This is a genomic window from Pseudomonas sp. URIL14HWK12:I6 (assembly GCF_000514195.1).
Classification (GTDB): Bacteria; Pseudomonadota; Gammaproteobacteria; order Pseudomonadales; family Pseudomonadaceae; genus Aquipseudomonas; species Aquipseudomonas putida_A.
Genome location: NZ_AZVL01000001.1, coordinates 338,166 through 359,801, shown reverse-complemented (window position 1 = coordinate 359,801; position 21,636 = coordinate 338,166). Strand labels below are relative to the sequence as shown.

The 21,636-nt window shown below is 61.4% G+C and carries 18 protein-coding genes; 6 read left to right on the top strand and 12 right to left on the bottom strand.

Going from position 1 to position 21,636, the window contains the following annotated elements; all coding sequences use genetic code 11:
* The first annotated feature begins 170 nt into the window (after positions 1 to 170).
* Positions 171 to 1,664 (top strand): YifB family Mg chelatase-like AAA ATPase, encoded by a 1,494-nt coding sequence (locus tag H043_RS0101615; RefSeq protein ID WP_027610436.1) that lies wholly within the window; start codon positions 171 to 173, stop codon positions 1,662 to 1,664.
* Here H043_RS0101615 and H043_RS0101610 read toward each other — a convergent pair.
* From H043_RS0101610 to H043_RS0101600, 3 genes are all read right to left on the bottom strand, one after another.
* Positions 1,661 to 2,875 carry an aldose 1-epimerase family protein gene (locus H043_RS0101610; protein ID WP_027610435.1) on the bottom strand — a complete coding sequence of 405 codons (1,215 nt, stop codon included), beginning with the start codon at positions 2,873 to 2,875 and terminating at the stop codon, positions 1,661 to 1,663. The two genes, H043_RS0101615 and H043_RS0101610, sit on opposite strands and share 4 nt — an antisense overlap.
* 219 nt (positions 2,876 to 3,094) lie before the next feature.
* Positions 3,095 to 5,071, bottom strand: coding sequence for a methyl-accepting chemotaxis protein (locus tag H043_RS0101605; RefSeq protein ID WP_027610434.1), 1,977 nt, complete (start codon positions 5,069 to 5,071; stop codon positions 3,095 to 3,097).
* A gap of 181 nt (positions 5,072 to 5,252) precedes the next feature.
* Complete coding sequence (locus tag H043_RS0101600) at positions 5,253 to 6,173, bottom strand: LysR substrate-binding domain-containing protein (RefSeq protein WP_027610433.1); 921 nt, start codon at positions 6,171 to 6,173, stop codon at positions 5,253 to 5,255.
* Positions 6,174 to 6,332: 159 nt separating this feature from the next.
* Here H043_RS0101600 and H043_RS0101590 point away from each other — a divergent pair, with 159 nt between their 5' ends.
* Positions 6,333 to 7,730 carry a NorM family multidrug efflux MATE transporter gene (locus H043_RS0101590; RefSeq protein WP_027610432.1) on the top strand — a complete coding sequence of 466 codons (1,398 nt, stop codon included), beginning with the start codon at positions 6,333 to 6,335 and terminating at the stop codon, positions 7,728 to 7,730.
* 127 nt (positions 7,731 to 7,857) lie between these two features.
* Here the strand turns inward: H043_RS0101590 and H043_RS0101585 are convergent, their stop codons facing one another.
* Entirely contained in the window at positions 7,858 to 9,531 is a 1,674-nt protein-coding gene (locus H043_RS0101585; RefSeq protein ID WP_027610431.1) for a bifunctional diguanylate cyclase/phosphodiesterase, read from the bottom strand.
* Between the two features lie 254 nt (positions 9,532 to 9,785).
* Here H043_RS0101585 and rep point away from each other — a divergent pair, with 254 nt between their 5' ends.
* A complete protein-coding gene (rep, locus tag H043_RS0101580) occupies positions 9,786 to 11,795 on the top strand; it encodes a DNA helicase Rep (RefSeq protein WP_027610430.1) in 2,010 nt (669 codons plus the stop codon).
* Between the two features lie 55 nt (positions 11,796 to 11,850).
* Complete coding sequence (locus H043_RS0101575) at positions 11,851 to 12,423, top strand: xanthine phosphoribosyltransferase (RefSeq protein ID WP_003229440.1); 573 nt, start codon at positions 11,851 to 11,853, stop codon at positions 12,421 to 12,423.
* A gap of 132 nt (positions 12,424 to 12,555) precedes the next feature.
* On the opposite strand, the gene H043_RS0101570 is transcribed toward H043_RS0101575, so the two are convergent.
* From H043_RS0101570 to dadA, 6 genes are all read right to left on the bottom strand, one after another.
* Complete coding sequence (locus H043_RS0101570; RefSeq protein WP_027610429.1) at positions 12,556 to 14,478, bottom strand: acetyl-CoA hydrolase/transferase C-terminal domain-containing protein; 1,923 nt, start codon at positions 14,476 to 14,478, stop codon at positions 12,556 to 12,558.
* 135 nt (positions 14,479 to 14,613) lie between these two features.
* Positions 14,614 to 15,030, bottom strand: a complete 417-nt coding sequence (locus tag H043_RS0101565; RefSeq protein ID WP_041071964.1) for a cytochrome c5 family protein — start codon at positions 15,028 to 15,030, stop codon at positions 14,614 to 14,616.
* Between the two features lie 182 nt (positions 15,031 to 15,212).
* Complete coding sequence (locus H043_RS0101560) at positions 15,213 to 15,761, bottom strand: cupin domain-containing protein (RefSeq protein ID WP_007920393.1); 549 nt, start codon at positions 15,759 to 15,761, stop codon at positions 15,213 to 15,215.
* Between the two features lie 88 nt (positions 15,762 to 15,849).
* Positions 15,850 to 16,923 (bottom strand): alanine racemase, encoded by a 1,074-nt coding sequence (gene alr / locus H043_RS0101555; RefSeq protein WP_027610427.1) that lies wholly within the window; start codon positions 16,921 to 16,923, stop codon positions 15,850 to 15,852.
* 95 nt (positions 16,924 to 17,018) lie between these two features.
* Positions 17,019 to 17,372, bottom strand: a complete 354-nt coding sequence (locus tag H043_RS0101550) for a RidA family protein (RefSeq protein WP_027610426.1) — start codon at positions 17,370 to 17,372, stop codon at positions 17,019 to 17,021.
* Positions 17,344 to 18,648 (bottom strand): D-amino acid dehydrogenase, encoded by a 1,305-nt coding sequence (dadA, locus tag H043_RS0101545; protein WP_007962383.1) that lies wholly within the window; start codon positions 18,646 to 18,648, stop codon positions 17,344 to 17,346. The genes H043_RS0101550 and dadA overlap by 29 nt, the downstream gene beginning before the upstream one ends.
* A 156-nt stretch (positions 18,649 to 18,804) precedes the next feature.
* Between dadA and H043_RS0101540 the strand changes: the two genes are divergently transcribed.
* Complete coding sequence (locus H043_RS0101540) at positions 18,805 to 19,293, top strand: Lrp/AsnC ligand binding domain-containing protein (RefSeq protein WP_003177284.1); 489 nt, start codon at positions 18,805 to 18,807, stop codon at positions 19,291 to 19,293.
* Between the two features lie 110 nt (positions 19,294 to 19,403).
* Here H043_RS0101540 and H043_RS0101535 read toward each other — a convergent pair whose 3' ends face one another.
* Positions 19,404 to 19,757 (bottom strand): YkgJ family cysteine cluster protein, encoded by a 354-nt coding sequence (locus H043_RS0101535; RefSeq protein WP_027610425.1) that lies wholly within the window; start codon positions 19,755 to 19,757, stop codon positions 19,404 to 19,406.
* 147 nt (positions 19,758 to 19,904) lie between these two features.
* Here H043_RS0101535 and H043_RS0101530 point away from each other — a divergent pair, with 147 nt between their 5' ends.
* On the top strand, positions 19,905 to 21,215 hold the full coding sequence (locus H043_RS0101530) for an FAD-binding oxidoreductase (protein ID WP_027610424.1): 1,311 nt from the start codon (positions 19,905 to 19,907) through the stop codon (positions 21,213 to 21,215).
* A gap of 116 nt (positions 21,216 to 21,331) precedes the next feature.
* Here H043_RS0101530 and H043_RS0101525 read toward each other — a convergent pair whose 3' ends face one another.
* Positions 21,332 to 21,577 carry a DUF1127 domain-containing protein gene (locus tag H043_RS0101525; RefSeq protein ID WP_027610423.1) on the bottom strand — a complete coding sequence of 82 codons (246 nt, stop codon included), beginning with the start codon at positions 21,575 to 21,577 and terminating at the stop codon, positions 21,332 to 21,334.
* Between the last annotated feature and the right edge of the window lie 59 nt (positions 21,578 to 21,636).

Below are 21,636 nucleotides of genomic sequence, written 5' to 3'. Positions count from 1 at the left end.
AAGCCTGCAAACTGAAAACCGTCTCCTCAAGGCGGTTTTTTTTCGCCTCGAGATTGGTTGACCACTTTCCCGCAACATCCAGTGAAAGTTCGCCCCGCCTGATCGCCCTTCCCCAACTACCCTTAAAAAACCCGCAGGAAGCGGCTCCCGATTCAGCTCAAGGAACGACCATGTCCCTCTCCATCGTCCACAGTCGCGCCCAGATAGGCGTGGATGCTCCCGCCGTCACCGTCGAAGTCCATCTGGCCAACGGTCTGCCTTCGCTGACCATGGTCGGCCTGCCCGAGGCGGCGGTGAAGGAGAGCAAGGACCGGGTGCGCAGCGCGATCATCAATTCCGGGCTGCAGTTTCCGGCGCGGCGGATCACCTTGAATCTGGCGCCGGCGGACTTGCCCAAGGATGGCGGGCGCTTTGATCTGGCGATTGCCCTAGGGATTCTGTCGGCGAGTGTGCAGGTGCCGTGTCTGACGCTGGATGAGGTGGAATGCCTTGGTGAACTGGCGTTGTCCGGCGCTGTGCGGCCGGTACGCGGAGTGTTGCCGGCGGCGCTGGCGGCGCGCAAGGCCGGGCGGGCACTGGTGGTGCCGCGGGCGAATGCCGAGGAAGCATGTCTGGCTTCGGGTTTGAAGGTGTTTGCGGTGGATCATCTGCTGGAAGCAGTGGCGCATTTCAACGGGCATACGCCGGTCGAGCCTTATGTCTCGGACGGGCTGATACATGCGGCGAAACCTTATCCCGACCTCAACGAGGTGCAAGGACAGATGGCCGCGAAACGCGCGCTGCTGATTGCCGCAGCGGGCGCGCACAATTTGCTGTTCAGCGGGCCACCGGGGACGGGCAAAACATTGCTGGCAAGTCGCTTGCCGGGGCTGCTGCCGCCACTCTCAGAATGCGAGGCGCTGGAAGTGGCGGCGATTCAATCGGTCGCCAGCGGCGTGCCACTGACCCATTGGCCGCAACGGCCCTTTCGCCAGCCACACCACTCGGCCTCCGGGCCGGCGTTGGTCGGTGGCAGCTCGAAACCGCAACCCGGCGAGATCACCCTCGCCCACCACGGTGTGCTGTTTCTCGACGAGCTTCCGGAATTTGATCGCAAGGTGCTGGAGGTGCTGCGCGAGCCGCTGGAATCCGGGCATATCGTGATTGCCCGAGCCAAGGATCGCGTACGCTTTCCCGCGCGTTTCCAGTTGGTGGCGGCAATGAATCCTTGCCCCTGTGGATATCTTGGCGAGCCGAGCGGCAAGTGCTCTTGTACACCGGACATGGTGCAGCGCTACCGCAACAAGCTATCGGGGCCGTTGCTGGATCGGATCGATCTGCACCTGACGGTGGCGCGGGAAGCGACGGCGTTGAATCCGGCAGTGAAGCCAGGCGAGGACAGCGCCAGTGCGGCAGCAGTGGTGGCCGAGGCACGCGAACGACAGCAAAAGCGTCAGCGTTGTGCCAATGCGTTTCTCGATCTGCCAGGCCTGAAGCGGCACTGCCAGTTATCCACAGCCGATGAGAAATGGCTGGAGTCAGCCTGTGAGCGGCTGACCTTGTCGCTGCGCTCAGCCCATCGTTTGCTCAAAGTCGCCAGAACCCTGGCAGACCTTGAGCAAGTCGATGCAATCAAGCGCGAACATCTGGCCGAGGCGTTGCAATACCGGCCAGCGACGCCTTAATGCTCGGTCAGATCAACCAGCGGCGTCTGCCGCACTTCGGTTTCACGCCCGGCCTGGATTTCGCTCACGCGCTTCAGCGCGTTATCCACAGCGCCTTTGTCTGCCAGCAGGCTGTAGCTGATCTGAAACTGTTGGCTGGCCTTTGGCGCAATGGTCGGCACCAGATTCAGCGGACGCTGATAGCGGCGGTTGTAGGAAAAGCTGGTGCCTGGCTCAAGGCCCGTGACATAGCCCTGCCCTTGGGTGTCGGTGTTTTTCCACAGGGAAAACACTGGCAGCTGTTGTGTATTGAAGCCAACGGAGACACCGAGGCTGCCAGCCTTGTTGTGCAAAACAGTCAGGGTTTCGCCTTTTGCGTCGGCGTAGGGCACGACGTTATAGACGGTTTCGTCGTAGTCCTTGGTTGGACCGCGATAAGTCTGCCAGTCCGCCAACTCGGCTTTGGCCTTGTCGTTGAATGGCGAGACCTGTTTCACCGGCGCCGCAAACCGCGCGCCCTGCTCAAGGAACGGTGTACTGAAGTTACTGTGATACAGCGCCTGGTATTCCTTCGGATAATCGCCGTTGTTGGTCAGCGTATCGTTGAGGGCAAAGCGCACGCTGCCCGGCTCGGTGACCAGCTCAGTGACGACCGAGAAGTCGACTTTCTTGAAGGCCTGCTCCTTCAGTTCACCGCGCAGACTGATGGCGTAGGGTGGTTTTTCATCGATGTGCAGCGTGACAGTGCTGGCCGGGATGTTGGCGGCGCGGCCGTGCAGGGTCAGCAACTCGCCATTGTCCATACCGGGATGGCCGACCCATTCGTAACCGCAGCGGGTCACCAACTCATTGAAGCCTTCCAGCCAGCCCAGGCCACCGCGTCCATTGAGTTGGATGAAGGCCGGGTTGACCACTTCCTTGACCGGCGAATCCCAACCCATGCGCACGTTGCCGACAGACGCCTGCAGGACATTCATGCCACGGGTCGGCACCACCGAGAGTTTCATCGTGCCGTTATCGATATCGACGATGCTGACACCTTCCTGTCGCCCGCCGTGCAAGGTTCGCAGACTCACGGAGAACGGCTTGGCGGTTTTCACTCCGAGCTGCTCACTGGTAATGCTCCAGTTTTGCGCGGGCTTGTTGTTATCGAGGAGTACGTAATCCCAGGCCATGGCGTGGGAAGCAGCAGAGAGTGCGCCGAGTGCAACGGCGAGTTTGAACGGGGTCATGGCAGCAGCCTTTATTGGAGTTGTGCCATTTTTATAGCGCTGCGGAAACGTTTCAGCAAGAAAAGATGAGAGACATATAGGATGATTTGCCATGGATCGGCGGCGTTGCATTCGCGAGCAGGCTCGCTCCCACAGAGTATTCGGGTGCTCAAACGATTTATGAGCTACCCCGGAAACTGTGGGAGCGAGCTTGCTCGCGAAAGCTATATCAAGGCTGTATCAACGAAAGCGATCAACCTCGGAACGCAGATCCGCCGCCAGCTTTTCAAGCTCTTTGGCGGTGACCGCAAGGTTCGACACCACCTCACGCTGCTCACTGTTGGCCAGCGCAATGCTCTGCAGGTTACTGCTGAGCAAAGTAGCCGTGCTGCTCTGCTCCTGGGTCGCGGTGGTAATCGCGGCGAACTGCTGCCCTGCCGAACGGCTCTGCTCATCGATCCGCGCCAGCGCCGACGCCACGTTGGCGTTGCGCGAAAGGCCTTCCTGCATCAGCAGATTGCCCTGCTCCATGGTGCTGATGGCGTTGCCGGTTTCCTGCTGGATGCTGTGAATCATCCCGGAGATTTCATCAGTGGCCTGACGGGTGCGCGACGCCAGGTTACGCACCTCATCGGCGACCACGGCAAAACCACGGCCCTGTTCACCGGCACGGGCCGCTTCGATGGCCGCGTTGAGCGCCAGCAGGTTGGTCTGTTCGGCAATCGAGGTGATCACACTGACAATGCCGCCGATTTCCTGGGAACGCTGGCCAAGGGTGTTGATCACGGTAGCCGTGGTGTTCAGCGCGCCAGCGATTTGCTCCAGCGAGGAAGAGGCCTCGTCCATGGAAGTACGACCGATCTGCGTCTGCTGAGCGTTTTCCTGGGCCAGACGCTGGGTGGCCCCCATGTTGTCGGCGATGTTCAGCGAGGTGGCGCTGAACTCTTCAACTGCCCCGGCCATGCTGGTGATTTCGCCGGACTGCTGCTCCATGCCTTCGTAGGCACCACCGGACAAACCGGACAATGCCTGGGCGCGGCTGTTGACCTCTTCCGAGGAGCGGCGGATGTGTTCGACCATCGTCGACAGCGCCTGGCTCATCTGGTTGAACGCACGGGACAACTGTCCGATCTCGTCGTTGCTCGACACGTTCAGGCGCACGCTCAGATCACCTGCGCCCAGCGCTTCGGCCTGACGCACCAGATCACTCAGCGGCGCCAGTTTGCTGCGCAGCAACCACACCACCGAACCCACCGCCAACAGCATCGCCAGCAGGCTGCCGATGGCCAGTTGCGTGCCGACGCTCCAGGTCACCGCGCGAATCTCGGCTTTCGGCATGCTCGCCACTACCGCCCACGGCCCACCATCGAACGGTACCGAAACACTGTAGAAATCTTCGTTCTTGTCGCCCCAGAACTGACCTTTGCCAGGGGTCTTGGCCAGAGCGCCAATCACCGTAACCGCCTGATCCAATGCCTGGACGCCCGCCGGGGCCACCAACCATTTGTTCTGCTCATCCAGCAGCGCCAGCGAACCGGTCTGGCCGATGCGGAAGCGCTTGAGGTTGTCGAACTGGGCGTTCTGCGCATCGGTGTAATCAAAACCAACGAACAACACCGCAATCACTTTGCCGCTGCCATCGCGCACCGGGGTGTATTGGGTCATGTAGGAACGATCGAACAGCAGCGCGCGGCCGACGTAACCCTGACCCGCCATCAACTTTGCGTAGGCCGGGTGTGCGTGATCGAGCAGAGTGCCGATAGCGCGCGTGCCGTCCTGTTTGGTCAGCGAGGTGCTGACCCGCACGAAGTCTTCGCCGCTACGCACGAACAGCGTGGCAACGCCGGCGGTCATCTGCTTGAACTCGTCGACTTCCTTGAAGTTGTTGTTCAACACTTCGCTGCCCAGGTGCAGGCCCGGGGTCTGGGTGCCGGCGACGTTCACCGGTTCATCCGGGTGAATGCTCAGGCCCGCGCTGAAGCGTTTCTCGAACAGCCCGCTCAGGCGCTGGGTGCTTTCGCGCAGCGTGCCGTGGAAAGTGCTCAACTGGTCGGCCAGCAGCCGCGCTTCACTGGCGAGGTGTTCTTCACGGGTGGCGAGGTTGGCGGAATCCAGCGAACGCAGGGCGAACACCGTACTGCCGCTGATGACGATCGCCAGTATCACAGCGAGCGCGAGGCCCAGCTGCGAGGCGATCCGGGCACGAGGTTGAGACATGGACAGCTCCTGGCCGAACTTGCCGATCCTCCTTGATCGCAGCTCGGATAATTTTCTAATGGGGGTGAATCGTGGATACCTGCACGGCGGTTCCACATGCACGTATTCGGCGGTAAAGCCGAATACTTGAGCGAGCAGCAGGGTTATGGCACAAGGCCGGCATTGTGGCGGCTCTAACGTTTCAGCTCAAGCGCTTGACCACCGGCAACGCCATGGCGCGCACTTCGCCTTGCAGGAAGTCGCTGAGACGGCGCAAACGTTCACCTCCCGGACGGGTTTTTGGCCACACCAGGTAATAATTCAGTCCACTGGCGACCGCGGTCGGCCACGGCAGGCTCAAGCGCCCCTGCGCGACATCCTCGGCGACCATCAGCAAATCGCCCATCGATACCCCGTAACCACGCGCCGCGGCAATCATGCCCAGCTCCAGGGTATCGAACACCTGCCCACCCTTGAGCGACACCTGATCGGACAGGCCCATGTGCTCCAGCCAACTGCGCCAGTCGCGCCGATCCGGGGTCGGGTGCAGCAGTTCGGTGGAGGCCAGACGCTCGACATCCCACGGCTGATCATTCAGCAGGTTCGGTGCGCCCACCGGTATCAGCTCTTCGGGAAACAGCAGGCTGGCTTCCCAGTCCGGCGGAAAATGCCCGTCACTGAGCAGCACGGCGCAGTCGAAGGGTTCGTTGTTGAAGTCCACCGAATCCACGTCCATCCACGCACTGGTCAGCTGTACCTCATTGCCCGGTTGTAGATGGCGAAAGCGGCTGAGTCGCGCCAGCAGCCAGCGCATGGTCAGGGTCGACGGCGCTTTCATGCGCAGGATGTCGTCTTCGGCGCGCAAGGTGTTGCAGGCGCGCTCCAGCGCCGCGAAACCATCGCGAATGCCGGGCAACAGCATCCGCGCCGATTCCGTCAGTTGCAGGTTGCGCCCACTGCGATGAAACAGCTTGCAGGCGAAATGTTCTTCCAGCGTCTTGATGTGCCGGCTGACTGCACTCTGGGTGATCGACAATTCCTCGGCCGCCCGGGTGAACGAGCTGTGCCGCGCCGCCGCTTCGAATGCGCGCAGGGCATACAAGGGTGGAAGACGACGGGACATACACAAAGCTCCTTTGGCGGCATCCGGCCACCCCGGCGAATTTTTCTCATAATGAGTTTTAATCATGCGACCTATCCTTTTTATCCTTTTGTGCAAACCTTTCCAAGCGCCGAGAATCGACGGTCTCTTGTTCCTTCTGATTGATGGGTGGTGATGACCATGCAGCATCCTGTGCGTACCGAACTCTGGGCCATCCTGCGGCTGGCGGGGCCGTTGATTGCTTCGCAGTTGGCGCACATGTTGATGGTGCTGACCGACACCCTGATGATGGCGCGCCTCAGCCCCGAAGCCCTGGCCGGCGGCGGACTGGGCGCGGCGAGTTATTCGTTCGTGTCGATTTTCTGCATCGGCGTGATCGCGGCGGTCGGCACGCTGGTGGCGATCCGTCAGGGCGCCGGCGACATCATCGGCGCGGCCCGCCTGACCCAGGCCGGGTTGTGGCTGGCGTGGCTGATGGCGCTGGGCGCCGGGTTGCTGCTGTGGAATCTGAAGCCGGTATTGCTGCTGTTCGGCCAGACCGAAACCAACGTCAACGCTGCTGGACAATTTTTGATCGCTCTGCCCTTCGCCCTGCCCGGCTACCTGAGCTTCATGGCCCTGCGCGGCTTTACCAGTGCGATCGGCCGGGCAACCCCGGTGATGGTCATCAGCCTCGGCGGCACCGTGGCCAATTTCCTGCTCAATTACGCGCTGATCACCGGCATGTTCGGCCTGCCGAAACTGGGGTTGACCGGCATCGGTCTGGTCACGGCAATCGTTGCCAACTGCATGGCGCTGGCCCTCGCCTGGCACATTCGCCGGCACCCGGCCTACGACGCCTACCCATTGCGCGCCGGCCTGTCGCGGCCAAATCGTCAGTATCTGAAAGAACTGTGGCGCCTCGGTCTGCCGATTGGTGGCACCTACGCGGTCGAAGTCGGCCTGTTTGCCTTCGCGGCCCTGTGCATGGGCACCATGGGCAGCACGCAACTCGGCGCACACCAGATCGCTCTGCAGATCGTTTCGGTGGCGTTCATGGTGCCGGCGGGGATGTCCTACGCGATCACCATGCGCGTCGGCCAGCACTACGGCGCCGGGCAACTGAGCGACGCGCGGATGTCCGGCCGGGTCGGCATCGTTTTCGGTGCAGTGGTGATGCTGGGTTTCGCCATGGTGTTCTGGCTGTTGCCGAATCAACTGGTCGGATTGTTCCTTGATCACAACGATCCGGCCTTTGCCGAAGTGATTCGTCTGGCGGTGAGCCTGCTGGCGGTGGCGGCGTGGTTCGAGCTGTTTGACGGCACGCAGACCATCGCCATGGGCTGCATCCGTGGACTCAAGGATGCGAAAACCACGTTTCTGGTCGGCCTCGCTTGTTATTGGTTGATTGGCGCACCGGCGGCGTGGTGGATGGCGTTCCACCTGAACTGGGGGCCGACGGGCGTCTGGTGGGGTCTGGCGCTGGGCCTGGCCTGCGCGGCAGTGAGCCTGACCCTGGCGTTTGAATGGAAGATGAAGCGGATGATTCAGCGCGAACCTCTGTCATCAAACCAGTACACAGTCGCTCAGGCAGACTGAGATTCCCTTGTGGGAGCGGGCTTGCTCGCGAAAGCGGTGGGTCAGGCAGCCTATGCTTTGACTGACACGACGCCTTCGCGAGCAAGCCCGCTCCCACAGGGATTCATGCCTAACCCGGAGATTGCGTTCAACTGACGATTTCGAGGGCTGGCTGCTGGCTAGAGCCGAAGGTCAGGTATTCAACCAGCTCTGCCAACGGCAACGGCCGGCTGATCAGATAACCCTGCACCTGATCACAGCCAAACCCGCGCAATAACTCCAGTTGCTCCGGGGTTTCCACCCCCTCGGCCACCACTTCCAGATGCAGGTTATGCGCGAGGTTGATCATCGCGTGCACCAGTTTGCGGTTCTCTTCGCGCTGCTCCATGCCGCCGACAAAGCTTTTGTCGATCTTCAGCAAGGTGATCGGCAGGCTGTTGAGGTGCACGAATGACGAGAACCCGGTGCCGAAGTCATCCAGCGAGAAACGCACGCCGAGACGGCCGAGGGCGTCCATGGTCTGTTTGACCAGATCGCTGCGGCGCATGACGGCGGTTTCGGTGAGTTCAAATTCCAGCCACTGCGCCTCGACCCCACGCTCGGCAATCAGCCGACTGAGCGTCGGCAGCAACTGGCTGTCCTGAAACTGGCGGAACGACAGGTTGATCGCCATGTGCAGCGCCGGCAGCCCGCGCTCGCGCAGTGCCTGCATGTCGCGCAACGCGCGGGAAATCACCCAGTAGCCCAGCGGCACGATCAGACCGCTCTGCTCGGCCAGCGGCACGAATTCGCTCGGCGGCAACAGGCCGCGCTCGCCATGGCGCCAGCGCACCAGGGCTTCGAGGCCGACGATCTGCCCGTCTGCAAGATTCAGCCGTGGCTGGTAGTGCAACTCCAGCTCATCGCGGCGCAAGGCCCGGCGCAGCTCGCTTTCGAGGTCGGCCATGCTCCGGGCGTTGCGGTTGATGCGTTCGTTGAAGATATGGAAGGTGCAGCCCTGCGTACTCTTGGCCTGCTGCATGGCAATGTGCGCGTGCCACATCAGTGGGTCGGCACCACCCTGTGCACGGGCATGGGCGATGCCGAGGCTGGAGCCGATCAGCAGGCTTTCGCCATCGACCCAATACGGTTCGGCGAGGGCTTCGGTAATGCGTTCGGCCATCCACTCGGCGCGTTGCGGCGCGCGGCGGGTGTCGATCAGCAAGGCAAACTCGTCGCTGCCCAGCCGCGCCAGTTGATCCCCGGCCTCGAGCTGACTTTTCAGCCGCGCGACGACTTGCAGGATCAAGCGATCGCCGGCCTGATGACCGAGGGCGTCGTTGGCGTGACGGAAGTTGTCGAGATCGAGATGCCCGAGGGCCAGACCACGGCCGTCGTTTTCCGCCAGGCGCGCCGCGAGCAGGGTCTGGAAGCCTTGGCGGTTGGCGATGCCGGTCAGCGGATCCTGTTCGGCCAGGCGTTGCAGGGTGTTTTCGAGGACGCCGCGTTCACGCACATGGCGCAGACAACGGCGCAGCATGCCGGCGTCGAGGGCGTCGAACACCAGCCAGTCACTGACGCCAACCGGCGCGGTGGCCGGTTCGTGATCCAGCAGCAACACCGTCGGCAGGCTGCAACGGCCCGGGGCCGGCTGCAACGCGGGAACGGTCAACAACACCGCGTGACGATTGTCTTCGAACAGACTGCTGACCGACTCCCAGCTCGGCGCACTGATCAGCACCGCCGCGCTCCCCATCGGAGCCAGACACTCGCGCAATAACGCTGTCCACGCTGGCTCTTCGGCCAGTAGCAGCAAACGCAAGGGTTCGACAGGCGTAGACAAGCTAGCTCCCTAGACTCTGCAATGATGTGGGCGGGGCATTATGCCGTTGCGATGTTCAATGACAACGATTATCAGAACGTTATTTTGTGTCACGAATGAGAACATTAGCCGCAAAATCACCGTGTATCCTCCGCGAAAGTAACAAAACCGGCAAATTTGAATCGCGTGGTACGTCACAAGTCGGACAGAGCAGCACAAATCGCTGAGCCTGTTAAAATGCCGGCCCATTTCGTCAACGACTCCCGAATTTTCGTATGTCCCGACTCAATCCCCGGCAGCAAGAAGCCGTGAACTACGTCGGCGGCCCTCTATTGGTGCTCGCCGGCGCTGGCTCCGGCAAGACCAGCGTGATCACCCGCAAGATCGCGCACCTGATCCAGAACTGCGGCATCCGTGCGCAGTACATCGTCGCCATGACCTTCACCAACAAGGCTGCGCGCGAGATGAAGGAGCGGGTCGGCACCCTGCTGCGTGCCGGCGAAGGTCGCGGCCTGACGGTCTGCACCTTCCACAACCTGGGCCTGAACATCATCCGCAAGGAGCATGCGCGGCTGGGCTACAAACCCGGTTTCTCGATCTTTGACGAGACCGACGTCAAAGCCCTGATGACCGACATCATGCAGAAGGAATACGCAGGCGACGACGGCGTCGACGAGATCAAGAACATGATCGGCGCCTGGAAAAACGACCTGATCCTGCCGGCCCAGGCGCTGGAAAACGCGCGCAATCCGAAAGAACAGACTGCCGCCATCGTCTACACCCACTACCAGCGCACGCTCAAGGCGTTCAACGCGGTGGACTTCGACGACCTGATCCTGCTGCCGGTAAAGCTCTTCGAAGAGCACGCCGACATCCTCGAAAAGTGGCAGAACAAGGTGCGTTACCTGCTGGTCGACGAATACCAGGACACCAACGCCAGCCAGTACCTGCTGGTGAAGATGCTGATCGGCAAGCGCAATCAGTTCACCGTGGTGGGCGACGACGACCAGTCGATCTACGCCTGGCGCGGCGCACGGCCGGAAAACCTGATGCTGCTCAAGGATGACTACCCGTCGCTGAAAGTGGTGATGCTCGAGCAGAACTACCGCTCCACCAGCCGCATCCTGCGCTGCGCCAACGTGCTGATCTCGAACAACCCGCACGAATTCGAAAAACAGCTGTGGAGTGAGATGGGCCACGGCGACGAGATCCGCGTGATCCGCTGCCGCAACGAGGACGCCGAAGCCGAGCGCGTGGCCATGGAAATCCTCAGCCTGCACTTGCGCACCGACCGCCCGTACAGCGATTTCGCGATCCTCTATCGCGGCAACTACCAGGCCAAGCTGATCGAACTGAAGTTGCAGCACCACCAGGTGCCGTACCGCCTGAGCGGCGGCAACAGCTTCTTTGGCCGTCAGGAAGTGAAGGACCTGATGGCCTACTTCCGCCTGATCGTGAACCCGGACGACGACAACGCCTTCCTGCGCGTGATCAACGTGCCGCGCCGGGAAATCGGCTCGACCACCCTGGAAAAACTCGGCAACTACGCCACCGAACGCAAGATCTCGATGTACGCCGCCACCGACGAAATCGGTCTGGGCGAGCATCTGGACAGCCGCTTCACCGATCGCCTGTCGCGCTTCAAGCGCTTCATGGACAAGGTCCGTGAGCAGTGCGCCGGCGAAGATCCGATCTCGGCGCTGCGCAGCATGGTCATGGACATCGACTACGAGAACTGGCTGCGCACCAACAGTTCCAGCGACAAGGCTGCGGACTACCGGATGAGCAACGTCTGGTTCCTGATCGAGGCCTTGAAGAACACCCTGGAAAAAGACGAAGACGGCGAAATGACCGTCGAGGACGCCATTGGCAAACTGGTCCTGCGCGACATGCTCGAGCGTCAGCAGGAAGAAGAGGACGGCGCCGAAGGCGTGCAGATGATGACCCTGCATGCGTCCAAGGGCCTGGAATTCCCTTACGTGTTCATCATGGGCATGGAAGAGGAAATCCTCCCGCACCGCTCCAGCATCGAAGCCGACACCATCGAGGAGGAACGCCGCCTGGCCTACGTGGGTATCACCCGCGCCCGTCAGACCCTGGCGTTCACCTTCGCCGCCAAGCGTAAACAGTACGGCGAGATCATCGACTGCGCGCCAAGCCGCTTCCTCGATGAGCTGCCGCCGGACGACCTGGCGTGGGAAGGCAACGACGACACACCGACCGAAGTCAAAGCCGTGCGCGGCAATAGCGCATTGGCTGATATACGCGCGATGTTAAAGCGCTAGAATTGACCACTTTTTTAAAGCTTAGGGCGCACAAGCGCTGAACGAGGACAGCTTCATGGAAGCATTGCACCAGAAAATCCGCGAACAAGGCATCGTGCTTTCCGACCAGGTCCTGAAAGTCGACGCCTTCCTGAACCATCAGATCGACCCGGCCCTGATGAAGCTGATCGGCGACGAATTCGCCACGCTGTTCAAGGATTCGGGCATCACCAAGATCGTCACCATCGAAGCCTCGGGCATCGCTCCGGCGATCATGACCGGTCTGAACCTCGGCGTGCCGGTGATCTTCGCCCGCAAGCAACAGTCCCTGACCCTGACCGAAAACCTGCTGTCGGCGACCGTTTACTCGTTCACCAAGAAGACCGAAAGCACCGTGGCCATCTCGCCGCGTCACCTGACCAGCAGCGACCGCGTGCTGATCATCGACGACTTCCTGGCCAACGGTAAGGCTTCGCAGGCGCTGATCTCGATCATCAAACAGGCTGGCGCCACCGTCGCCGGTCTGGGCATCGTGATCGAGAAGTCGTTCCAGGGCGGCCGTGCCGAGCTGGATTCGCAGGGCTATCGCGTTGAATCGCTGGCCCGCGTGAAATCGCTGAAGGATGGCGTCGTTACCTTCATCGAATAAACCAGCAGCACCGCAATACCCCTGTGGGAGCGAGCCTGCTCGCGAATGCTTAGGGTCAGTCGACATCTTGGTTGACTGATACACCGCTTTCGCGAGCAGGCTCGCTCCCACAGTGGGTTTTGCGGTGGGCGGTTACTGCGCGGTGGCTTTGAGGCCGGTTAGCAGCAGACGCTGGAACAGGTCTTCTTTCAGGCCTTCCGGGTGGGTCAGTTGCATTCGTTCAAGGTGTTCGGGGAACGTCGAAGCCTCCGGCGCATCCAGCGCAGCCTTGCCCAGCTCCAATATCTCACTCAGCTTGAACTTACTTTTCAGCCAGTTCAGCGCCCGCAGCAGATCCCGCTCGATCGCGGTGAAATCACAACCCAGCGGATACTCGGGAAACAGATTCGGATGCTTCGCGGCGATCGCCTGCAAGCGTTGCGGGGTGTTGTCGGCAAAGCGTGGATCGAGGCGGAAATCCTTCGGCAGTTTGCCGACCTTCTGCGCCTGTTCGATCAGCCCCGGTTGAAAGCGTGAATCGCTGATGTTCAGCAACGACTCGATTACCACCGCATCGGTCTTGCCGCGCAGATCGGCAATGCCGTATTCGGTGACCACGATGTCGCGCAGGTGCCGTGGAATCGTGCAATGGCCGTACTCCCAGACGATGTTCGAGCTGACCTCGCCGGCGGACTCGCGCCAGCTGCGCAGGATCAGAATCGAGCGCGCATCGTGCAGCGCGTGGCCCTGGGCGACGAAGTTGTACTGCCCGCCGACACCGCTGAGCACCCGCCCGTCTTCCAGCTGATCGGCCACACCCGCGCCCATCAGCGTCATGGTGAAAACGGTGTTGATGAACCGTGCATCGAGGCGCTGCAAGCGCTTGAGTTCTTCCTGCCCGTAAAGCTCGTTGATGTAGCTGATGCGGGTCATGTTGAATTCGAGGCGCTTGCTCTGCGGCAACTCACGCAGGCGCTCGTAGAAACTGCGCGGGCCGAGGAAGAAGCCGCCGTGCACCGAGATGCCATCGGTCTGCGCCGACTCATCGAGGGTGCCGGCGTTGGCCTGCTCCTGAGTGTGCACGTCGGGGTAGACCTTGCGCCGGATGATCCCGGCATCGGCCAGCACCAGCAGGCCGTTGACGAACATTTCGCTGCAGCCATACAGGCCTTTGGCGAATGGCGCAGTGCCGCCCTCGCGCTCGATCAACTGTGCCCACTGACTGAGATTGATGTCGTTGAGCAAGGCTTGGTAACCGGCGTTGTCCGCCTGCCGCGCGAGCAACGCGGCGGTGAGTGCGTCGCCCATCGAACCGATGCCGATCTGCAAGGTGCCGCCGTCGCGCACCAGGGTGCTGGCGTGCAAACCGATGAAGTGATCCTGAAAACCCACCGGCATGTTCGGCGTGGAAAACAGCGTGCTGCTGTCCTTCGCGTCGATCAGCAGGTCGAAGGTGTCGATATCGACTTCGGCATCGCCGGGCATGTACGGCAGATCGGTGTGCACCTGACCGACCAGCAGAATGATCTCCCCGGCGTCGCGGCGCTTGGTGATCATCGGCAACAGGTCGAGGGTGATGTCCGGGTTGCAGCTCAGGCTCAGGCGATCGGGATGCTCGCTGCTGCTGGCGAGCAATTGCGCCACCAGATTGAGGCCGGCGGCATTGATATCGCGGGCGGCGTGGCTGTAGTTGCTGCTGACGTAATCCTGCTGGGCCGGCGCGCTGTTGAGCAGGCTGCCGGGCTGCATGAAGAACTGCTGGATGCGGATGTTGGCGGGCAGGCTGTCATGCTGCAGGTCGGCGAGGAAATCGAATTCGGGGTAATCACCGAAGACGCGCTCGACGAAGGGTTCAATGAAGCGCTTCTGCAGACCGTCGCCCAGCGTCGGTCGCCCCAGGCACAGCGCGGTGTACATCGTCAGTTGTCGTTCGGGCAAGTCCTTGATCCGCCGGTACAGCGCGTTGACGAAGTGATTGGGTTTGCCCAGACCCAGCGGCATGCCCATGTGGATATGCGCCGGCAAGCGTGCGAGCACGTCGTCCACCGCCTGTTCGATCGAACACAACTGCACCATCTGAAGCCTCCCGCCCGTTCCGTGAATAGAGGTAGACCGAGCTTGCCTCGACTTTGCTGCAAAGGACAGCGAAAGCCGTGAATCGCAGGCACAAAAAAACCGTCCGAAGACGGTTTTTTTCGTCAGAAGCGCGGCTTATTTCAGGCCGGACATCTTCTGGATCGCGCCTTTCAACTCGTCGTCCGAGCAATCGGCGCAGGTGCCTTTTGGCGGCATGGAATTGATGCCGGTGATGGCTTTGGCAAGGATGCCGTCGAGGCCGCCCTGGTGATCGGCGCGGTCTTTCCAGGCGGCGGTGTCACCGATTTTCGGTGCGCCCAGCAGACCCGTACCGTGACAAGCGTTGCAATGTTTTGCAATCACTTCATCCGGCGTCTTCGCCCCACCACCACCGCCAGCGGAGGCAGCGACTTCCATCCCTTTGCATTCCTGCCCCTGAACGCACACCTGGCCGACCGGCTCGAGGCGCTTGGCAATGTCGTCATTCGTCGCAGCTTGAGCGCTGACAGCCCAGAGGGCCAGTACGGTTGCTGGTGCGGCCAGCATTTTCATAATTAGGTTCACGCGTTCACCCTCAATGGTGGCTATTCACGCCTGCGGCCACGGTTCGCAGGCGGGCGCAAGTATAGCGGGTAGCCCGCCACACTGAAACAACCCCATAGTCGAAGGGGTTATACCGCGCTGTGGAAAAACTCATCGGATGCCTTCACCGTCATGGCCTGGCACCTCTGTCTTTAAAAATTCGCCGGCGTGGCTGCGCTGATTAGTCGCGCGGGCGCGTCGAACGGATTACGGAAACGGTGCGGCTTGGTACTTTCAAAATAGTAGCTGTCGCCGGCTTCGAGAATAAAAGTTTCCAGACCCACCACCAGTTCCAGACGCCCTTCCACCAGAATCCCGGTTTCTTCGCCTTCATGGGTGAGCATTTCTTCGCCGGTATCAGCGCCCGGCGGGTAGATTTCGTTGAGAAACGCGATGGCCCGGCTCGGGTGCGCGCGGCCGACCAGTTTCATGGTCACCGCGCCGTCGGAGATGTCGATCAGCTCGTTGGCCTTGTAGACGATCTGGGTCGGGACTTCCTGCAGGATTTCTTCGGAAAAGAACTCGACCATGGACATGGGAATCCCGCCCAGTACCTTCCTCAGCGAACTGATCGAAGGGCTGACGCTGTTCTTTTCGATCATCGAAATGGTGCTGTTGGTGACGCCCGCGCGTTTGGCGAGTTCACGCTGGGAAAGCCCTTTGAGCTTGCGGATCGATTGCAGTCGTTCACCGACGTCCAAGGCGGGAGCCTCCTGATGTTGTAAGAATATTGAGCGTTATCATGGCGACAGCGTTCAGTATTTACAACACTTGGCCCCCGCAGCGGCGTCAACCCTCGGAATAGAGCCTTGGTACGCGACGCAGGTTGCAGAAGATCTGATACGGAATGGTGTCCGCCCACTGCGCCACTTCGCTGGCGAGGATGTTCTTGCCCCACAGCTCGACGGTCGAACCGAGGTCGGCTTCCGGCACATCAGTGAGGTCGATGCAGAGCATGTCCATCGATACGCGGCCAAGCAGGCGGCTGCGTTTGCCGGCCACCAGCACCGGCGTGCCGGTCGGGGCATGACGCGGGTAGCCATCGGCATAGCCCATGGCAACCACGCCGATGCGCATCGGCTTGTCGGTGATGAATTTGGCGCCGTAGCCGATCGGCTCGCCGGCGGGCAGTTCACGCACGCAGATGACTTTCGATTCGAGGGTCATCACCGGTTGCAGACGCTCGGCCACGGCGTTGGCTTCTTCGAACGGGGTCGCGCCGTAGAGCATGATGCCCGGGCGCACCCAGTCGCTGTGGATTTGCGGCCAACCGAGCACGGCCGGCGAGTTGCGCAGGCTGACTTCAGCCGTCAGGCCCTGACGCGCCGCCTCGAACACCGCGACCTGATCGGCGCTGCTCTGCTCATGCAGTTCATCGGCGCGGGCGAAGTGGCTCATCAGCACGATTTTCGCCACTTTGCCGCTGGCCAGCAGGCGCTGGTAGGCCGCCGCGTAGTCCTTCGGATGCAGGCCGACGCGGTGCATGCCGGAATCGAGCTTGAGCCACACGGTGATCGGTTTGCTCAGTGCCGCCTGCTCGATGGCTTCAAGTTGCCACAGTGAATGCACCACGGTCCAGAAATCATGCTCGACGATCAGTGCCAGTTCATCGGCTTCGAAGATGCCTTCGAGCAACAGCACCGGGGCCTTGATGCCGGCGGCGCGCAGCTCCAGCGCTTCTTCGATGCAGGCCACGGCAAACCCGTCGGCCTCGGCTTCCAGCGCCTGGGCGCAACGCACCGCGCCGTGACCGTAGGCATCCGCCTTGATCACGGCCAGCGCCTTGGCGCCGGTGACTTCGCGGGCAATTCGGTAGTTGTGACGCAGGGCTTCTAGGTCGATCAGGGCACGGGCAGGACGCATGGCGGCAGACTTCTAGGCGGTCATGGAAATAAAAAACCGGCGCCGACTGACGACGTGAACCGCCAACAGCGCCGGGAGAGGGATCTTTGAAACGGTTACGGCAACGCGGCGACGATGGAAATCTCGACCAGGATGCTCGGCTTGGCCATCTTCGCTTCGACGGTGGCCCGGGCCGGCGCGGCGCCTTTGGGCAGCCACTGATCCCACACCGAGTTCATCCCGGCAAAGTGCGCCTCGATGTCGTTCAGGTAGATCGTTGCCGACAGCAGATGCTGCTTGTCAGTCCCGGCCAGATCCAGCAAACGCTCGATATTGGCGAGCACCTCGCGGGTCTGCTGCTCGACCCCGGCGTCGAAGTCGTCGCCGACCTGCCCGGCCAGATACACGGTGCCGTTGTGGGTGACGATCTGACTCATGCGCTCATTGGTGAGCTGGCGCTGGATTGCCATGTTTTGCGGACTCCTGAGGCTTGTTGCCGTAACGGGAAATATCGAGGCCTTCGGCGCTGATCTGCGGCTTTTTCTTCGCCATCAGATCGGCCAGTAAACGACCGGACCCGCACGCCATGGTCCAACCCAGGGTGCCGTGACCGGTGTTGAGGAACAGGTTCTTGAACGGCGTGGCGCCAACGATCGGCGTGCCGTCCGGGGTGGTCGGACGCAGACCGGTCCAGAAGCTCGCCTCGGCCAGATTGCCGCCCTGAGGATAAAGGTCGTTGACGATCATCTCCAGGGTTTCGCGCCGACGCGGGTTCAGCGACAGGTCAAAACCGGCGATTTCCGCCATGCCGCCGACGCGGATGCGGTTATCGAAACGGGTGATCGCGACCTTGTAGGTCTCGTCGAGAATGGTCGAGGTCGGGGCCATGGCCGGGTTGGTGATCGGCACGGTCAGCGAGTAACCCTTGAGCGGATACACCGGCGCCTTGATGCCCAGCGGCTTGAGCAGTTGCGGCGAGTAGCTGCCGAGGGCCAGCACGTAGCGGTCGGCGGTTTCCAGCTTGCCGTCGATCCACACGCCGTTGATGCGGTCGCCGGCGTAGTCGAGGCGCTGGATGTCCTGACCGAAGCGGAATTCCACACCGAGTTTCACGGCCATTTCCGCCAGACGCGTGGTGAACATCTGGCAATCGCCGGTCTGATCGTTCGGCAGACGCAGGGCGCCGGCGAGGATGTCGGTGACATTGGCCAGGGCCGGCTCAACGCGGGCAATGCCGGCGCGGTCGAGGACTTCAAACGGCACGCCGGACTCTTTCAGCACGGCGATGTCTTTAGCGGCGCCATCGAGCTGTGCCTGAGTGCGGAATAGCTGGGTGGTGCCGAGGCTGCGGCCTTCGTAAGCGATGCCGGTTTCGGCGCGCAGTTCATCGAGGCAGTCGCGACTGTACTCGGACAGACGCACCATGCGCTCCTTGTTCACTGCGTAACGGCTGGCGGTGCAGTTGCGCAGCATCTGCGCCATCCACAGGTACTGGTCGATGTCGGCAGTGGCTTTGATCGCCAACGGCGCGTGGCGCTGCAGCAACCACTTGATGGCCTTGAGCGGCACGCCCGGCGCGGCCCACGGCGAGGCGTAACCCGGCGATACCTGGCCGGCGTTGGCGAAACTGGTCTCCATGGCCACGGCTGGCTGCCGGTCGACCACCACCACTTCAAACCCGGCACGGGCCAGATAGTAAGCACTGGCGGTACCGATAACGCCGCTACCCAAGACCATTACGCGCATTTTTGTATCCCTCATCGCGGCGGGGCCGCGTACGTCTGTTGTTAGAGCAATGATGCGCGCAGTGTAAAAAAGAATGGCCAGTGCATTTCACTATATAAGCGCCTATATTTGGCGACAATTCTCGGCAAAAACCCTTTTCACGGAGGCGCATCCCCTATGCGTACCAACACTCAGACCAAACGTGAGCTGGACAAGATCGACCGCAACATCTTGCGGATCCTGCAGGCGGACGGGCGCATATCGTTTACCGAACTCGGGGAGAAGGTCGGACTGTCCACCACGCCGTGTACCGAGCGGGTGCGGCGGCTGGAGCGCGAGGGGATCATCATGGGCTACAACGCCCGCCTGAATCCGCAGCACTTGAAGGGTAGCCTGCTGGTGTTCGTCGAGATCAGCCTAGATTACAAATCCGGCGACACCTTCGAAGAGTTCCGCCGCGCGGTGCTGAAACTGCCGCACGTGCTGGAATGCCATTTGGTGTCAGGGGATTTCGACTATCTGGTGAAGGCGCGGATCTCCGAGATGGCCTCGTACCGCAAGCTGCTGGGCGACATTCTGTTGAAGCTGCCGCATGTGCGTGAGTCCAAAAGCTATATCGTGATGGAAGAGGTGAAAGAGAGCCTGAGCCTGCCGATTCCAGACTGAAGATTGGCATCGCTCCATTCGCGAGCAGGCTCGCTCCCACAGGGGAATGCATTTCAAATTTGGGAGCGACCCTGCTCGCGAAGGCGTCAGCTCGGTTCCAAGTGAACCGGTTAAACCAGCACCTGCCGATTCGCCGCCATGTATTCGAAGATCTGCTTTTCAACGCGTGGATGAATCAGCTCTACCGGCCCTCGCCCGTTCGGGCATGGCAGGGTTTTGGTGGTACCGAACAACCGGCAAATCAGCGGTCGCTCGCCATACACCGTGCAGCCATTCGGCCCCAGGTGTACACAGTTCAGTTCTTCCATCGCCGCATCCTGCTCGGCGCGGGTCTTGCGCGGCAGGCGTGACATTTCTTCCGGCGAGGTGGTCACCGGCCCGCAGCAGTCATGGCAGCCCGGCACGCACTCGAACGTGGGGATCTGCTGACGCAGGTCGCGAATGGTCTGGCGGTTGCAACTCATCGAAACGGTAATCCACATGAAATAGGCGGCAATTGTGCCGCAAAAGCCGAGATCCACACAGCAACGGCCGACCAGTGTTGCCCGTCTTCGGCCGTGCGGCTTATGCTCCGTCAAATTTTCTCGACACCCAGCCGTTGGATGATGCCCATGAATGCCCGCGCCCGAACCTTCGCGAGCCAACCCCACGTTGCCTCTTACTACGCCGCCAGCAGCCTGCCGCAGCCCGACTATCCGGCGCTGCAAGGCGAGCTGAGCGCAGACGTGTGTGTGGTCGGCGGCGGCTTTTCCGGGTTGAACACCGCGCTGGAACTGGCCGAACGCGGCCTCAGTGTGGTGTTGCTGGAAGCGCACCGGATCGGCTGGGGCGCCAGCGGCCGCAACGGCGGACAGTTGATTCGCGGGGTCGGCCACGGTCTCGACCAGTTCAGCAACGTCATCGGCGCTGACGGCGTTCGCCAGATGAAACTGATGGGCCTGGAAGCGGTGGAAATCGTCCGCCAGCGCGTCGAGCGTTTCCAGATCCGGTGCGATCTGACCTGGGGCTACTGCGATCTCGCCAACAAACCGGCCGATCTCGAAGGCTTTGCCGAAGATGCCGAAGAGCTGCGCAGTCTCGGCTATCGCTACGAAACCCGCCTGCTGCAAGCGGATGAAATGCACACCGTGGTCGGCTCCAAACGCTATGTCGGTGGCTTGATCGACATGGGTTCCGGGCATCTGCACCCACTGAACCTGGCGCTGGGCGAAGCCGCTGCCGCACAGCAATTGGGCGTGCAGCTGTTCGAGCAATCGGCGGTGACGCGTATCGATTACGGCCCCGCAGTTCGCGTCCACACCGCTCAAGGTTCAGTGCGGGCAAAAACCGTGGTGCTGGGCTGCAACGCTTACCTCAACGATCTCAATCCGCAACTCAGCGGCAAAGTACTGCCCGCCGGCAGTTACATCATTGCGACCGAACCGCTGTCCGAAGAACTGGCGCACAGCCTGCTGCCGCAAAACATGGCGGTCTGTGACCAGCGGGTGGCGCTGGATTACTACCGGCTCTCGGCGGATCGGCGCCTGCTGTTCGGCGGTGCCTGCCACTATTCCGGGCGCGACCCGAAGGACATCGGCGCCTACATGCAGCCGAAGATGCTCGAAGTGTTTCCGCAACTGGCGGGCGTGAAAATCGACTATCAATGGGGCGGCATGATCGGCATCGGCGCCAACCGTCTGCCACAGATCGGCAGGCTCAATGATCAACCGAACGTGTATTACGCCCAGGCCTATTCCGGGCACGGAGTGAATGCCACCCACCTGGCGGGCAAGCTGCTCGCCGAGGCGATCAGCGGGCAGCACAGCGGTGGCTTTGATCTGTTTGCCAAGGTGCCGCACATCACCTTCCCCGGCGGCAAGCATTTGCGCTCGCCGTTGCTGGCGTTGGGGATGTTGTGGCATCGGATTAAAGAGTTGGCCTGACGGATATGTGGCGCCTTTGCCGACGCCTTCGCGAGCAGGCTCGCTCCCACACTTGGAATGCATTTCCCTGTGGGAGCGATCCTGCTCGCGAATGGTCCTCACGATCACTGAAGGTTTCAGATCCGCCAGAACGGCTTCAACCCCTCTTCATTTGCCTGCTCCCGGGTCAACCCGACGTCCTTGAGCTGCTCCGGCGTCAGATTCAAAAGCGCCTTGCGCGTGTGCAGACGATGCCAGAACAGGCCCCAGCGACTCAGGCCGGATGGCGCGTTACGCATGGCGCTATTCCATGCACTGTCCTCCTGCCCTGCCGCCAGTTCCTGACTGCGTAACGTCAGCCGCACATCGCTCAAGCCGTTCATTTTTGTTGCTCCTGTTTACTTGGGTAGCCAGAGATTCCATGATGCGCGGGTCGGCAAAA

Coding starts and splice junctions, on each gene's coding strand:
- H043_RS0101615 (WP_027610436.1), top strand. CDS start 171: ATGTCCCTCTCCATCGTCCACAGTCGCGCCCAGATAGGCGTGGATGCT.
- H043_RS0101610 (WP_027610435.1), bottom strand. CDS start 2,875: ATGACCCCGTTCAAACTCGCCGTTGCACTCGGCGCACTCTCTGCTGCT.
- H043_RS0101605 (WP_027610434.1), bottom strand. CDS start 5,071: ATGTCTCAACCTCGTGCCCGGATCGCCTCGCAGCTGGGCCTCGCGCTC.
- H043_RS0101600 (WP_027610433.1), bottom strand. CDS start 6,173: ATGTCCCGTCGTCTTCCACCCTTGTATGCCCTGCGCGCATTCGAAGCG.
- H043_RS0101590 (WP_027610432.1), top strand. CDS start 6,333: ATGCAGCATCCTGTGCGTACCGAACTCTGGGCCATCCTGCGGCTGGCG.
- rep (WP_027610430.1), top strand. CDS start 9,786: ATGTCCCGACTCAATCCCCGGCAGCAAGAAGCCGTGAACTACGTCGGC.
- H043_RS0101575 (WP_003229440.1), top strand. CDS start 11,851: ATGGAAGCATTGCACCAGAAAATCCGCGAACAAGGCATCGTGCTTTCC.
- H043_RS0101570 (WP_027610429.1), bottom strand. CDS start 14,478: ATGGTGCAGTTGTGTTCGATCGAACAGGCGGTGGACGACGTGCTCGCA.
- H043_RS0101565 (WP_041071964.1), bottom strand. CDS start 15,030: ATGAAAATGCTGGCCGCACCAGCAACCGTACTGGCCCTCTGGGCTGTC.
- alr (WP_027610427.1), bottom strand. CDS start 16,923: ATGCGTCCTGCCCGTGCCCTGATCGACCTAGAAGCCCTGCGTCACAAC.
- H043_RS0101550 (WP_027610426.1), bottom strand. CDS start 17,372: ATGGCAATCCAGCGCCAGCTCACCAATGAGCGCATGAGTCAGATCGTC.
- dadA (WP_007962383.1), bottom strand. CDS start 18,648: ATGCGCGTAATGGTCTTGGGTAGCGGCGTTATCGGTACCGCCAGTGCT.
- H043_RS0101540 (WP_003177284.1), top strand. CDS start 18,805: ATGCGTACCAACACTCAGACCAAACGTGAGCTGGACAAGATCGACCGC.
- H043_RS0101535 (WP_027610425.1), bottom strand. CDS start 19,757: ATGAGTTGCAACCGCCAGACCATTCGCGACCTGCGTCAGCAGATCCCC.
- H043_RS0101530 (WP_027610424.1), top strand. CDS start 19,905: ATGAATGCCCGCGCCCGAACCTTCGCGAGCCAACCCCACGTTGCCTCT.
- H043_RS0101525 (WP_027610423.1), bottom strand. CDS start 21,577: ATGAACGGCTTGAGCGATGTGCGGCTGACGTTACGCAGTCAGGAACTG.